General features: G+C 44.0%; 14 protein-coding genes. 7 read left to right on the plus strand and 7 right to left on the minus strand.

Annotated features, from left to right (window positions below; all coding sequences use genetic code 11):
* Positions 1–402: 402 nt before the first annotated feature.
* The 5 genes from V7K46_RS26345 to V7K46_RS26365 all read left to right on the plus strand — a co-directional run bounded on the left by V7K46_RS26345 (position 403) and on the right by V7K46_RS26365 (position 4,363).
* On the plus strand, positions 403–2,238 hold the full coding sequence (locus tag V7K46_RS26345) for a protein kinase domain-containing protein (protein ID WP_335118423.1): 1,836 nt from the start codon (positions 403–405) through the stop codon (positions 2,236–2,238).
* 40 nt (positions 2,239–2,278) lie between these two features.
* The gene (locus tag V7K46_RS26350) at positions 2,279–2,446 is read left to right on the plus strand and encodes a hypothetical protein (RefSeq protein WP_335118425.1); all 168 of its coding nucleotides are present in this window, start codon (positions 2,279–2,281) and stop codon (positions 2,444–2,446) included.
* A 37-nt stretch (positions 2,447–2,483) separates the two neighbouring features.
* The gene (locus tag V7K46_RS26355) at positions 2,484–3,725 is read left to right on the plus strand and encodes an NAD(P)-binding domain-containing protein (RefSeq protein ID WP_335118427.1); all 1,242 of its coding nucleotides are present in this window, start codon (positions 2,484–2,486) and stop codon (positions 3,723–3,725) included.
* Between the two features lie 20 nt (positions 3,726–3,745).
* The gene (locus tag V7K46_RS26360) at positions 3,746–3,868 is read left to right on the plus strand and encodes a hypothetical protein (protein ID WP_335118429.1); all 123 of its coding nucleotides are present in this window, start codon (positions 3,746–3,748) and stop codon (positions 3,866–3,868) included.
* Between the two features lie 276 nt (positions 3,869–4,144).
* On the plus strand, positions 4,145–4,363 hold the full coding sequence (locus tag V7K46_RS26365; RefSeq protein WP_335118431.1) for a hypothetical protein: 219 nt from the start codon (positions 4,145–4,147) through the stop codon (positions 4,361–4,363).
* Positions 4,364–4,405: 42 nt separating this feature from the next.
* Here the strand turns inward: V7K46_RS26365 and ribD are convergent, their stop codons facing one another.
* The 3 genes from ribD to V7K46_RS26380 form a co-directional block, all read right to left on the minus strand.
* Positions 4,406–5,620, minus strand: a complete 1,215-nt coding sequence (gene ribD / locus V7K46_RS26370; protein ID WP_335118433.1) for a bifunctional diaminohydroxyphosphoribosylaminopyrimidine deaminase/5-amino-6-(5-phosphoribosylamino)uracil reductase RibD — start codon at positions 5,618–5,620, stop codon at positions 4,406–4,408.
* 635 nt (positions 5,621–6,255) lie between these two features.
* A complete protein-coding gene (locus V7K46_RS26375; RefSeq protein WP_335118435.1) occupies positions 6,256–7,515 on the minus strand; it encodes an NAD(P)/FAD-dependent oxidoreductase in 1,260 nt (419 codons plus the stop codon).
* A 390-nt stretch (positions 7,516–7,905) separates the two neighbouring features.
* A complete protein-coding gene (locus tag V7K46_RS26380; RefSeq protein ID WP_335118437.1) occupies positions 7,906–8,505 on the minus strand; it encodes an MBL fold metallo-hydrolase in 600 nt (199 codons plus the stop codon).
* A 197-nt stretch (positions 8,506–8,702) separates the two neighbouring features.
* Between V7K46_RS26380 and V7K46_RS26385 the strand changes: the two genes are divergently transcribed.
* Positions 8,703–9,860, plus strand: coding sequence for a pyridoxal phosphate-dependent aminotransferase (locus V7K46_RS26385; protein ID WP_335118439.1), 1,158 nt, complete (start codon positions 8,703–8,705; stop codon positions 9,858–9,860).
* 61 nt (positions 9,861–9,921) lie between these two features.
* Entirely contained in the window at positions 9,922–10,062 is a 141-nt protein-coding gene (locus tag V7K46_RS26390) for a hypothetical protein (protein ID WP_335118441.1), read from the plus strand.
* A gap of 129 nt (positions 10,063–10,191) precedes the next feature.
* On the opposite strand, the gene V7K46_RS26395 is transcribed toward V7K46_RS26390, so the two are convergent.
* The 4 genes from V7K46_RS26395 to V7K46_RS26410 form a co-directional block, all read right to left on the minus strand.
* On the minus strand, positions 10,192–10,794 hold the full coding sequence (locus V7K46_RS26395) for a hypothetical protein (RefSeq protein WP_335118443.1): 603 nt from the start codon (positions 10,792–10,794) through the stop codon (positions 10,192–10,194).
* A 92-nt stretch (positions 10,795–10,886) separates the two neighbouring features.
* Entirely contained in the window at positions 10,887–11,501 is a 615-nt protein-coding gene (locus tag V7K46_RS26400; RefSeq protein WP_335118445.1) for a Uma2 family endonuclease, read from the minus strand.
* 207 nt (positions 11,502–11,708) lie between these two features.
* A complete protein-coding gene (modB, locus tag V7K46_RS26405; protein WP_335118447.1) occupies positions 11,709–13,511 on the minus strand; it encodes a molybdate ABC transporter permease subunit in 1,803 nt (600 codons plus the stop codon).
* Between the two features lie 323 nt (positions 13,512–13,834).
* Positions 13,835–14,737: a class I SAM-dependent methyltransferase gene (locus V7K46_RS26410; protein WP_335118449.1), complete on the minus strand. Its 903-nt coding sequence runs from the start codon at positions 14,735–14,737 to the stop codon at positions 13,835–13,837.
* Positions 14,738–14,865: the final 128 nt, after the last annotated feature.

Consider the following 14,865-nt stretch of genomic DNA (forward strand, 5'->3'; position numbering starts at 1 on the left):
TTGGTAGGGGCACGGCATTGCTCATAGGTGTCAACTTAAGCTCAAACGCTTACACAACATACGTTTTACCCCACGCCCAACCCCTCCCCTTGGTAAGGGGAGGGGCGGTTTTGGCTTTAGATAAAACCGGAATGGGGTAACGCGAAGAGTCATGGTAAGTGAATAAATTCAAGATCATGTGCTTGACAAGGGTTTTACGTTAAGTTGACATCAATGGGCATTGCCGTGCCCCTAGAAGAAATCTATAATCAAGATTTTCGGAAATTGGTATTGGGAATGGATGGTGTTCTCAATTCAGTGTCCATAACTCATCAACTCATCTGATGTACGATTTGGAAAGGGCGATGTCCGACGACAAGCCCAGAGGCGAAGTGTCTCCGGTGTCTACGCTTGTGATTTTTCATGACTTTAACCCTGCTAAACAATCGCTATCAAGTTATCCAAGTAATCGGCGCTGGTGGTTTTGGCGAAACCTTTCTGGCAGAAGATGTCCATATGCCATCTCGCCGTCGCTGTGTGATCAAGCAACTCAAACCGATAACCAATAATGACCCGCAAACCTACCAACTTATCCAACAGCGCTTTGAACGGGAAGCAGCAACCTTGGAGTATTTGGGTGAAAGTAGTGACCAAATTCCCAAACTCTACGCCTACTTTTCTGAGAACGGGCAATTTTACCTCGTCCAAGAATGGATTCATGGCCAAACCTTGACAAAAATTGTCGAAGCCAAAGGATTTGAGAATGAAACTGCTGTTAGGCAAATTCTCTTGAGTCTGCTTTCAGTCTTAGATTATGTCCATAGCAAAGGCATTATTCACCGGGATATCAAGCCAGATAATATTATTCTCCGTTCTGTTGATAGCAAGCCAGTTTTGATTGATTTTGGTGCAGTCAAACAAACAATCCGTTCCGTGGTGAATTCTCCAGGATACCCCACGCGATCGCTCGTTATTGGTACGCCTGGGTATATGCCTAGCGAACAAGCCGTTGGCCGCCCAGTTTACGCCACTGATATCTACAGCTTAGGTTTAACAGCGATTTATCTGCTGACTGGCAAACACCCGCAAGAACTACTAACTGATCTCAAAACTGGGGAAATACTTTGGCAACAGTTCGCCCCTAACGTCTCTTCCGAATTGGCGGCGGTACTCAATCAGGCAATTAAGCCTCATGCTGGCGATCGCTACAGCACTGCTAGTAAAATGCTACACGCCTTGCAGTCTGCTGCAAATGCTTCCACAGTCATTTTTTCTCCGACTGCGACATTGACTCAACAAACCCAGCCATTATATTCGCCGCAAAAAAATTCGGCGTTCGCAGAGTCTTCCTCTGGTGGAAACTGGCAAAAACCTGCTGTGATTGTTGGTAGTTTGCTGGTAGGCGGCTTGCTTGGTGCGATCGCAATTGCTAACATCACTCGTCAGCAACAACCACAAATAACCATTGCCACAAGTCCCACCCCATCGCCAGAATCTTTGCCCACTCCTGCATCTCCCGAACCACCTATTTCTTCCCAAACTTCTCCAGTTCCAGTTGTACCCATCTCACCAGTACAACAGCCAGTAATTCCCGATCCTTTGCCAACTTTTAATCCCCCTGTTGTATTATCTACACCACTGCCAAAAAAGAAGCCTGTAACTTCAGATACTCCAACGCCAGTAGCAGTATTCACACCACAGCCAGAACCAGAGAATGAGGTGATACCTGCTGCGGGCAATGCCAACGCAGTTCCCACACCAGAAGTGCGTTCCACACCACAGAACAAGCCCCGGAGTAAATTAGCTGCCACTACCAGCAGACAAAGCGTCCCCGCATTCCCTACAGGTACAGCAAGAAACATCGTAGAAGCTACCCTCGGCAAACCAAATCAAGATTTAAGAGGCGCATGGGGCAAGACGCGTGCTGTTGTTTACAAACTAGTGCCAGACAAAATTGACCTTGGCTATTTATTTGATCGTAATTCTAAAGTGCTGCGTCAAACAGAGGTATCTTTTGCCCAATCGGTAGATTCGCAGGTAATGGAAGCTACCTTGAATGGAATGTTAGATGGGCAAGCTACTGAAGAAATTCAGCAGGGACTTAAACAGGTACAACAGCGCCAGTCTGATAATTTTAGTTTTCAGAACGGCTCAGTTAAAGGTCAGATTATCCGCCAAAAATGTGATTTTATTTACATCAGCATTTGGGATGAAAATTTACATGATTTTGTGAGTCCATCGACAGCCAAACAGTGTTAGTTACCTGGGATACATTGTTCTCAAAAGTTTAAAGTACTTTATGCAACTAGAATTGACATCAGCCAAACTAATTTCTTTATCCCCAATTACGTGCGATCGCCATTCCCGACCCCTTCAGATCCTAAACGGACTGGCGCGGATGCCGCGTCCGATTAGGCGGGACAGTTTGGGGATCGTAATGGAATGGCCAGGCACATCGTTGCTATGAATTTTGAGATAATTGTATCCCGACGGAAAAATTGCCCATGAGTGAATACATAGAAACGGTCATTATCGGAGGTGGACAAGCTGGGCTTTCGATTAGCTATTACTTGACCCAGAAAGCTTGTCAACATATTGTCCTTGAGCAATCACCTCAAGCGAGTAATGCTTGGCGCAATCAGCGTTGGGACTCGTTCACCCTCGTGACCCCCAATTGGCAGATTCGACTACCAGGAGCAGAATATCAAGGCGATGAGCCAGATGGTTTCATGACCCGTGACGAAATCGTAACTTACTTGGAGCGATATGTGGAGCGCTTCAACCTACCTGTGCATTATGGCATCCAAGTCACAGCAGTAGAACAAAATTCTCCAAAAGCAGGCTATATTGTCAAGACCAGCAGTGGAATGTTCTCAGCGACCAATGTGGTAGTAGCTACTGGTCTATTCCAGCGCCCTAAAATTCCATCTTTCAGCATCGCTTTTCCAGCAGAGATAAAGCAACTTCATTCCAGCGAATACCGCAATCCAGAGGCGTTACCAGTTGGTGCGGTGCTAGTGGTGGGTAGTGGACAATCGGGCTGTCAGATTGCCGAGGAGCTTTATCAAAGCGGAATCAAAGTGTATTTGTGCGTCAGCAGTGCTGGTCGGATACCTCGTCGGTATCGGGGCAAAGATATCACCTGGTGGATAGACAAGATGGGGTCTTATGAGCGGACAGTAGATAAGCTACCGTCCCCGAAAGCTAAGTTTAAGGGAAATCCGCATTTATCTGGTAAAGGTGGCGGTCATTCTCTCAACCTGCACCAATTTGCACGAGATGGAGTAGTGCTGTTAGGGCGGATTCAAGGTGTACATGGCGACAAGATTACATTAGCTGCGGATCTTAAGGAAAATCTGGCCAAAGCGGATAAGTTTGAGGTCGATTTGCTCAAAGAGATTAACGACTATATCGAGAAAAATCGGCTGGATATCCCCAAAGAAAACCTGCTTAATTTGCGGGATGGCTATGACATGGAAGAAATTTTAGAGTTGGACTTAAAATCTATCGGTGTTACTAGCGTGATTTGGGCTATGGGCTACAAGTTCGATTTCAGCTTAGTTCACTTGTCGGTCTTGGATAGTGATGGCTATCCGATTCACAAGCGTGGTCTCACAAATTATCCAGGACTTTACTTACTAGGTCTACCCTGGCTGCACACCGTGAAGTCTGGCCTTCTATTGGGCGTTGGAGAAGATGCAGCCTTCATTGCATCAAAGATCGTGGCTCAACAGCAGAAGAAGTAATTTTGGATTAAGAAAGTAGGATGAATCGGAATGTGTTATTTAACAGTAAAATGGCGATCGCAGGGTTTTGTATTCTAGAAGACAGATTTAGTATTCAAGATAGTCCTGAAAAAACGGGCTTGCTTGGGCTACAATCAACATAATTTCGGTCTTCCCAAGCACAAAAAACCAGTTTTTAGAATTTAGTGGATTTGTTTTCTCGGATTTGCGACTAAATCCACGAAAATCCGTCTTTCCCATGCCTCAATTCCCAATCCCCATTTTCAAAACTGAGTTTTAAATTCTTAATCTTCATAAAGTTATAAATACAATTATTAAGTTTTTAATAATACTTGTCTCAGTTTCTACATTCATGTCTCAATTGCGATCAAAATTGTGTAATCTGAAAACAACAAAGCTAATTATTCAATTGAGGTCTGATGACTCCTACGATTATGCATCAGCTTTGGTCAGTGGTTGAAACTGCCCAAGCCAAGCTCCTCTTGCAACTGGATGATGCTAGCTTGGTGCAGTGGTTAGTGAAACAAACCGAAACGCAAGTGTTGTTAGATTCTAACGAAACTGATTTTCTGTGCCACTACATTCAATCTCGGCTAGCCCTTATCCGTGATATTGCCCATGAACGTCAGTGTTCATGATAGCAAAATCACGATGAATTAATTGATAGTCAAGTGTTATTACTATTGACTATTAGGTTTTTGGGGAAAATAACCTTCCACTAAGCAGTCAGAGCCTACTACACGCCAACGAACACGTTCTAGAGACAACGCCTCAGTCATGGTAGTAAAACCTAAATCGCCCACAGGTGTGGGAGCAATATTACCACCAATGATTTTCGGGGCGATAAATGCTAGAACTTTTTGCACTGCTCCTTGAGCGATCGCACTAGCAGCTAAAGTTCCACCACATTCCCACAACACGCTACAAAAACCTCGCTCATATAAGTACGCCATAGCTTTATCTGGTGTAAGTGATGTTAATTCCACCACCTCCACCCCAAGTTTTCGCAACAGTTCTTGAAAATCGGGGTTAGCACCCTCCTCTGTCAACACCAAAGTTGGAGCATCCGCAGTTTGCCACAGATGGGCATTTTCCGGTAAGTTGAGATGGCGACTCATCACCACTCGCAGGGGATTATGTGCCTCCACCTGATGGCTGGTTAAATAAGGATTATCCTGTCTGACTGTATTCCCGCCGACAATTATTGCATCACTTGCCGCCCGCAGTTGATGTACTTCAGTACGGGCTTCTTGGCTTGTCACCCAGGCGCTGTGACCAGAGGTAGTAGCAATTTTGCCATCTAAAGTCATGGCATATTTTAAAATTCCTAAAGGTCGTTTGTAGAGAATGCGATGCACAAAAGCTTCATTTAGCTGATGACAAGCTGATTCTTCTACTCCTACCAACACTTCGATCCCCGCCGCACGTAAACGGGCAATCCCACCTCCAGCTACCAGTGGATTGGGATCAACCATACCCACTACTACTTTTGCCACCCCTGCTTGGATCAAGCCTTCCGAACAAGGGGGAGTCCGTCCGTAGTGATTGCAAGGTTCAAGTGACACATAGATTGTTGCACCACGAGAGCGATCGCCTGCTGCTTGCAAGGCAAACACTTCTGCATGAGGCTCACCTGCACGAGGATGAAATCCTTCGCCTACAATCTCGCCATCCTTGACAATCACCGCTCCCACTAACGGATTTGGTGAAGTCCGTCCTAAAGCGCGGCGAGCAAGTTCCAAACACCGCAGCATCATGCGAGAGTCAAAATCACTTCCGATCTTTTCCTTTGGTGATGAATTCGATCCAACTGCTGACTCCACTAAATGTATATTTTCCTGAGTGTAATTTGCTAAGGATGCATCTGCTTGAGCGACCACTGGGGAATTATCCATAATTTTAGGCAACACTGTAAATATTCTGCACGCGATCGCGCAGCCTTTTCACAGGAGAATCGCGCTTTGCCCCTGATAATTAAACAGAGTCAAATTCAGGTGCTATTATTAGCTGTCTTAACTTGCATCAGCCTGTAATATTCAGATTACAATTCTTTTTGTAGCCTTTTTCATTTATTTGAACCATAATCTTCTGTTGGGTAGCACAGATATCTGTGCTACCCAGCCATTTACAGCGTCGCTGCAAGTTCGTGTAAGCGATCGCTTCCATCGCGGAAGACGGGCCAACTATCCCCTCGGTAATAACTTTTGCTTACAGCAGAATTCAAGTAGTTGAGCCACATCTGTCGTAGGGGCGCAAGGCCTTGCGCCCCTACCGCATGGTCTATTTACCTGAAAATAGCTGTAAGTAAGTGACATTCCACTTTAGGAATATTTCTTTATCTGAAAGTATTATGATTGGGTAAACGATGCTGTAGCCGACGTTTCAGCAACAAATAGGCAATCGCAACATCTTTTGGTTTGAGACTAATGTAGGTTCTATTTTCAGTCATTGCCTGAACTCCAACTATGGTACGTCAACGGTGGTTGATTTCAATTGCAGGAATTTGGAAATTATTTGGCGCTTTTGAGAGCTAACGTTCTTTCACAGACAGAATTAAGCGAACTGAGCGATCGCGTAATAAGTAAGTGTAAAGCCAAGTAAGTAACACTAGTAAACGACTGCGGTAGCCAGGAAGATATATTAAATGAACTCCTAGCCACATCAGCCAAGCCAAGCATCCTGTAAAGGCAAATGCGCCAATTTTTCCCACACCTGAATAACAGCCAATAATCGCTAATCTTCCCTTGTTGAAATAGCTAAAATGCTCTGGTGATTTACCTCGAAATTCCCGCTGAATATTTCGGGCTACAGCAACACCCTGCTGAACCGCTTCTGGTGCAACCCCAGTTAATGGTTTACCGTTCTGTTCTACATAGGCCAGATCCCCAATCGCATAAACATTGGGTTGCTCTAGCAATTGTAGGGTGGGATGAACAAGTAATTTTCCCTTATTTGCCAAAGATACCTCCTGAGATATTGTGGGATTTGCCTCTAACCCCGCAGTCCAAATTACGGTTGCAGTTGAAATTACTTCATGGTTTTGCAGATGTAAAGATTCAAAAGTCACTCTAATCACTTTTGTTTGCAAATAAACCTCCACTCCTAGCTGATGTAATCGTTTGTAAGTGTAAGTTCCCAACTTCTTTGGCAGATCGGCCAATAAGCGATCGCCAGATTGCACGAGAATCAACCTCACTTCCTTGAAAAGTGTCCGATAATCTCGACGCAAGTGGCCTCGAAGCATTTCAACGAAAGCACCTACAACCTCAACACCCGTTGGCCCACCGCCAACGATGGTAAACGTCAGCAATTGTTGGCGTCGTGATGAATCAGATTCCTGGATAGCTCGCTCGAAACAAGAGAAAATGTGATTTCTGATTGCTATTGCTTCTTCTAGCGTTCTCATCGAGAAAGCATATTCCGAAGCTCCAGGAACTCCGAAAAACTGGGTTCGGCTTCCAGTTGCAAGCACCAGAAAGTCATAGGTGATTACACAACTATCTGTTTCAACAGTTTGCTTTGAAAAATCAATTTGCTCAACCTCAGCCATCAAAAATTCAACCTTAGGCTTATTCCGTAGGAAAGAGAATCGCCGTAATATTGTGCGGATAGGGTAAGCAATGTATTCTGGTTCCAATTGGCCTGTCGCAACCTGATATAACAACGGTACAAAGGTGTGATAATTGTTGCGATCGATTAACAATACATCTGCACCAGAATTAGCTAAAGATTTGGTAGCTTGCAACCCACCGAATCCAGCGCCAATAATCACAACGCGGCGACTGTTCATTCTTTCCCTCTTGATTTAGCTAGTCAGTCAAGTTATTAACGCCAGTTGCGACAACGGATAGGGCAGCCTCAGCCTCTTCTCCTTGGATACCTCCACCTCTGTATGTCCAAGATGCCTTAGCTGCTTCTATAAAAGTTCAATCTTGATGAATATGAACTCTCATTTAATTTGTGTAAATTATTACTATTTTTAGAAAAATTGTCGCTTTTTTTTCTCAATTTTCCAATATTAGGAGCAAAAATACTTAGAAGCAACAATCAACATAATTTAGTTCTATCAATCAAAGCAGGCATTCTCTAAAGAATTGGAAAAGTTTTAGCGACAGTCTGTTAGGCAGAAAATATTGCCTCAACTTCCCCAACATTTAAACCGATGATCGCCCCCACCCATTTACAGCGTCGCTGCAAGTTCCTGTAAGCGATCGCTTCCATCGCGGAAGACGGGCCAACCATCCCCCACCAGCACTGCTTCTATCCGACTCAGTTGAGCCAGCCTGTGAACAGAAGCAACAGCCTTCTCTCGATTCAGCAGCTTGTCATCTGGCAATATAGTTAAGCTACCTGCTTTGCGTGCCCTGACTAAATCTCCTGTAATCAAAGTCGTCTCCTCCAGTAACAGAGCCAATTCACCGGGAGTTTTCGAGCCTTGGAGTTCAATCACCTTAAGTCCTGGTACAAATTCTTCTCCATCAGACAGCCAACGATCGCAAGGTACGGGGAAAGTGTCTTTTTCTGCCAGAGGGCCAGCTATCTTAGCATAAGTTTGATCGGCAATTTCTTTACTTGCCCTGACATGCTCGGAATTTGTCAGCACAATCCAAACTACACCACCGAGCGATTTCAGATGATTCCAATCATGGTTTGATAGGGCTACTGGGTCAATCAAGATGTTGCCATCTGGGCGAATCCAGGCAATCCCATTGAAATCAATATTTCTTGCCGGATTGAAATTAGACCAGCTATAAAGATCGGGACGGTGCAAAGATTTCATGATGATTCTGGATCAGTACTTCAGTAATTGACTATTAGTATCAATAATTAAGTATATAGATTATAAGGTTGCATTCTCTCTGGATCTGAAATTTGAGTATACTACGATAAATCTATCGATATTATGAATTTTATTTGGTTTACAGAAATTCCCGGATAACGGCAATAGAGATCAACGGAGGTATAGGGGTGAGTGAGATGCAGCGCCAAAAAATATCAGCGAAGGCACACCAGTTTAGAGAGTCAGTGATTCGGGAAATGACGCGGGTAGCACTGCAACACGATGCAGTGAATCTGGCGCAGGGGTTCCCCGATTTTCCCTGTCCCTTAGAGTTGAAACAGGCAGCTTACGAAGCAATAGAGGCAGATGTCAACCAGTATGCCATTACTTGGGGCGATCGCCCATTTCGTCATGCGATCGCCAACAAAGTTCGTTGGTATCTCGGTTTAGATATCGATCCCGAAACCCAAATCACTGTTACCTGCGGTTCCACAGAAGCAATGGCAGCTGTGATGCTAGCGACAGTCGATCCTGGGGATGAAGTGATTGTATTTGAGCCATATTACGAAAACTACGGCCCCGATGCGATTTTAGCTGGTGCTAAACCCCGGTACGTGACACTGCATCCCCCCGATTGGACATTTGATGAAGCACAGTTGCGTCAAGCTTTCAATGCCAATACCAAAGCTATTATTATCAATACACCCCACAACCCCACAGGTAAAGTCTTCACCCGTGAAGAACTCACCCTAATTACTGAACTTTGTCAAAAGTGGGATGTGTTAGCGTTCACAGATGAAATTTACGAACATATTCTCTATGACGGCACTCAACATATTGCCCTAGCGACCCTTCCCGGTATGGAAGAACGCACTGTTACTATTAACGGTCTATCCAAAACTTACAGCGTTACTGGATGGCGAGTCGGCTACATTTTGGCAAACCCCGAATTAACGGGAGCGATTCGCAAAGTCCATGACTTTTTGACCGTTGGCGCTCCTGCACCATTGCAACGAGCCGGAGTTGCCGCCATGCAACTGCCAGAATCCTATTATCAAGAACTAGCCAAACTTTATCACCAGAAGCGAGACAGCATTTTACAGATTCTAGATCAAGTTGGCATTCCCTATTTCGTCCCCAAAGGAGCTTATTACGTTCTTGCAGATATTTCCAAATTTGGCTACAAAACTGATGTTGAATTTACTTATCATCTAATTAAAAATATTGGTGTTGCCGTAGTTCCTGGTTCCAGCTTTTTCAGCCAACCAGAAAAAGGACATTCATTGATCAGATTTTGCTTCAGTAAAAGACCTGAGACATTACAAGCATCGAGTGATCGCTTACTCAAACTCTAAGCAATCCTACAACCCACATCCTAACACTAATTTCTTCTCTCTGCACCCTCTGCGGTTCGTTATGATGAGCGGTTCTGAGTTCATGGGACGCACTTGTATGCTATGTGCAAAAATGTGCGATCGCACTAAAGGTAGTCTTATCCAATACAATTTTGTCACCTTGGAATCTGTTGATACTGTTACAGAATGTGTTCAAAGCTGACTCATGAACTTGATATTCCTGAATGTGTACAAGAATAGAATTTGGCAACAACCAAGAGTGCGATAACCCCGGAGGCATCGCCAGAATTCGCGAGCTAACTTCCTCACCCGACAACCCCGATCGCCTGCATCAGCCATTTTGCACCATCCAAACCAGTTTGCCCAAAATTTGCTCAACCGGCGGCAGTGGATAATCAGTCAAGTCAATCGTAACAGTTTGCCCAACTAGTTTGAGAAACCGCCAAACTGTACCACTCGTCACCGTTCCGTAGATGGTTGAAATCGGCTGCTGCTTCTGTTGATAAAAGCGTTGAGCTGCCACCATCTCGGCTAAACATTGTCCCAGTGCCGGTTTAAGGTCTTCCTTCTTCGCTTCCACCAAAACCACCGCAGGAGCTTTAATAAACAACTGCTCTGGAGAGCGACTAATCAGAAAATCGACATAACCCGTCAAATCTACCTCTGGCTGCACCGTGAACTCTTCACCCGAAAAGACACTAATTTGTCCTTTGAGCTGACGTTTGACTTCTAACAAGACTGGATTGATAATACCTTCAGAACGCGCCTTTTCAGTACTCACTGCGATTGCCCAAGGCAGCGTTTCTTTCAGCGTATCTTTGAGCAAAGAACTTGGAGTGACAGGAGTTACCTCAGGCAGAAAGCGATCGCCTTCAATGATAGTGAGTTGAAAATCGTCTACAGCTTTACTAAGGGTAAATTTACTATAAGGCATAAGGATTTTCCAAATCCGTTTTTCAATTTGAAAGAACTCAAATTTGACACTCCCCTGGCAGATTGCAGATTCATCTAGGAGATATTCAATTTTCAATCCCACACCCGACGCAAATTCAACACAAAACCTGGTAACACCGCTTCACCGGACAACTCAGTCGGATTCTCCAACAATTCCACAGCCAATCCCGGTCGATAAATTTCCACCCGTCGTTGCTGCGGATCGATTAACCAGCCCAGCAGAGCGCCATTGTCAATGTACTCCCTCATCTTAGCTTGCAAAGACCCAAGCCGATCTGAGCTAGAGCGTAACTCTACAACAAAATCCGGGCAGATATTAGGAAACGTTCCTTTTTGTTCTGGAGTAAGTGCCTGCCAACCTTTTCGGCTCACCCAAGAGGCATCGGGGGAGCGAGTCGCACCATTGGGTAAAATGAAGCCAGTCGAAGAGTCAAAGGCTTTACCCAAATCTTCGTTTTCTTCGTACCAGCGATCAAGTTGTCCAGTGAGGCTGCGGTTGCGTTCTCCAGTTTCCCAACCCGTTGGTGGGTTCACAATTAACTCTCCATCTGCGGTTCTTTCTAATGTCAAGTCTCGGTTGGCTGCTGCTAAAGCGGCAAACTGTTTCTGGGTGACGTACAGCCCAATCGTCTTAGGCAACTCAATCAATAGGGTTTCGGTTTTTGGACTGGCGGGTATCTGTACCATCTTGACCTCTTACACAATAGGGATTTAAGTGAAAGATGCCTACCCTATTAACTAACACATTCTACACCTTTGTCTTCGCGATCGCCTTTTAGCCGATGGGATTCTTACTTCACAGAGAACTGGAGTTTGACGACTTCCAAATCGTAGTCTAACCCAACTCTCCACAAGCATTTTATGCAATGCTCCCTGTTACGTGCATCTCTGCATTCATTCCATCAAAATCAAGCGCAGAGGATCTAAACGCACATACCAAGGAAAAGGTTGGTCTTTCATAGTCGCCCATTTTTCTTTGAAGACTTCAGCTTGCAGATGGTAATCTTGAGAATTCTTGCCAGCAGAATGTAGTTTGAGAAACAACGTCATTCTATGGGGCGTTTCACTTGTTCGTACTAGCCAACAGGGAAAAGTATTTTCCTGTGAAGAGTCGTTGGTAAAAATGAACTGATGGGCACGAATGCCGATGTGGGATAATTCGCTCTTGGCTGGTTCAACAACTTGAAGAGTACAACCCCAATCAGTCGCTTCTACCTGTTGTGATGACTGAAGAACAGCACGGGAGAAATTTTTACATCCGGTAAGTTGGGCGACACTCACAGTAGCTGGATGCTGGAAAATATTATGTTTGCTGCCATAATGAACGGCTCTACCATGCTCCAATACCAACAGATTCGGGCAAATCCGATAAGCTTCTTCCATATTATGGGTGACAAATAGAGTCACACCTTGGTAGCCAGCTAGAGTTTCTGTCATTTGCTCCTCTAATTGACTACGTAGATGGGTGTCAAGTGCTGAAAACGGCTCATCCAAAAGCAATGCTTCCGGTTGGCTTGCTAATGCTCTTGCTAAGGCTACCCGTTGTTGTTGACCCCCAGAAAGTTGGTGTGGATAGCGATCGCCTAATCCTTGCAACTGCATTGCTATTAGTTGCTCCTCTACCTGCACTTTTATACTCCCAGCAGATAGTTTTTTGGGCAAGCCAAAAGCAATATTTTGCGCCACACTCATGTGTGGAAACAGAGCGTAATTCTGCACTACAAAACCAATGCGGCGAGCGCGGCTGGGTAAATTAATTCCTTGTTCCGAGTCAAACAGAACTCTGCCATTTAAAACTATCCGCCCGGTTGTGGGCGTTTCTATCCCCGCAAGGCAGCGCAAAATCATGCTCTTACCTGCTCCAGAACCCCCTAACAATCCCAAAGGTTGCTCATCAGTAGTGAAAGCAACTTTTAAATCAAAGCTAGGAAGTATTTTTTCAATATTGACAAACAATCCACCAGATTCAAAGCTAGAGTGCGGAGTATAAAGAATTTCTCCCCCTGCTCCCTGCTCCCTGCTCCCGCCTCCCCTCTTCTTTTCCCTCAATTCTTGCCAGAAGTTGACTGCAATAATTCCAGATAGAGAAATCACCATAATTGCGATCGCCCAAAACCAAGCTTCATTCATTGCTCCCGCTTCCACAGCAAAATAAATTGCCATTGGGATTGTCTGCGTAACTCCTGGAATGTTACCAGCCAGCATCAACGTCGCCCCGAATTCTCCTAAAGCACGGGCAAAAGCTAACATTGTGGCGGCGACAATGCCGGGTAATGCTAGGGGTAAACTAATGCGCCAAAAGATTGTGGTTTCATTTGCACCAAGGGTTCTAGCCACTCGCAGCAGATTACCATCTATTTGTTCAAAGGCTCCCAATGCAGTTTTATACATTAATGGGAAAGAAACTACCATAGCTGCGATCGCTGCACCATACCAAGTAAAGACGATGCTGAAGTCAAAAGCCTGCATAAGTTTCCCTACAGGGCCATTTTTGCCAAAAAATAGCAGCAACAAGAAACCGACAACCGTGGGTGGTAAAATCAGGGGCGCAATAAAGATACCCTCAATCAACGATTTACCTTTGCCACGATATCCCAGCATCCAGTAGGCAGCAGCGATACCCAAGAAGAAGGTGATAAATGTAGCAAGTAATGAAGTTTTGAGTGATATCCAAAGGGGCGATAAATCCAATGGCATAGTTGCGTAGGGAAGAATTAGCTCAACTAATCCCTAATTTACCAACTTTAACTTCAATATGTTGGAAACAGTTGGTAAATTACCTAACAAATATAGCAAATTTGAATCATTCGTAAGAAACAAGATCCCCGACAACTTTTAAGAAGTCGGGGATCTGTGGCTTGCAATTCTCACAAATCAAAACAGGGCTAAGATCACTATCGAGCAATAAGGTTGATCAAGCTTCAAAAAGTCTATCTGGTAAGCTTTTTGAAAAATCTGTTGTAGGGGCACAGCATTGCTGTGCCCCTACAGCGGGTCTATTTACCTGAAAATAGCTGCAATTAGTCCAGTTGAGTGCTGTAAGCACTAAAACCATAAGCCAAAGTTTCTTTTAAAGCATCTGATGGTTTAAGACTTCTGTTAATAGCATTAGCAAAGGGCACTGGAATTCCTTTAATGGTTTCCGGCAAAATTGCATATTCTTCCGTTGGTTCGACAATGTATTGTGGACACTTCGTTTGGATGCCAGTAGTCGCTAACATTTCATTAATTTCAGCGGCTGAATATTGTTTGAGATAAACTGGGTTTCTCACAAATGGGTTCAGCCTTCTGATAAAATTATGGATAATATGAGAAGGACAAGACTTGTTGTGAAAGGAATGATTGAAAACAAAAATTCCACCAGGTTTTAGTACGCGAGATATATCAGCCAACAAATTCCTTAATTGTGCATCTGGGATATGCATAAAGACGCAGTTAGAAATTACCAAATCTATAGAATTATCTTCTAAGGGCAATATTTCAGCAGAATCGCAAATTAAGTTAAATTCAGCTTCTGGGAAAAAATTATATTCTTGTTTAACTTTGATTAACCGCCGCAATAAAGGTTCAGAAATATCAACTCCATAATATTTTTTGCATCTTAGATTTTTAGCTTTTGAGAGATGTAAAGGTGCGCGACCATAACCAGAACCAATCTCCAGAATAGAATCAACAGATTTATTCAACGGAAATTTGTTCCAAGTACCTCCAGGCGTGCCAGTTAGCAGAGTGTAATCTTGTTTGATTGGCGATGTATCTGCAACTTTTTCAATTTTTTGGGAACCATAATATGTTTTACCAATTGCGTCCCATGTTTTTTTATGTTGAGTATTATTCAATTGTTCATAGTCATTAGGAAAATAAATGCCATCTCGTAATTCAAAGTCATTCAGACTGGATTTTACATTTGCTAATTGAGTCATTAGGATTATTCCTTATGAATAGTTAGTTCTGTTTTCTGTTATACTCTTAACTCAGCATTAACCGCAAGGGATTTTTACTGAACTGCTTCCCCTTAGCCTTTTTTCATAGTTTATAGCTGTTTTCAATT

This window comes from Nostoc sp. (genome assembly GCF_036917395.1).
Classification (GTDB): Bacteria; Cyanobacteriota; Cyanobacteriia; order Cyanobacteriales; family Nostocaceae; genus Nostoc.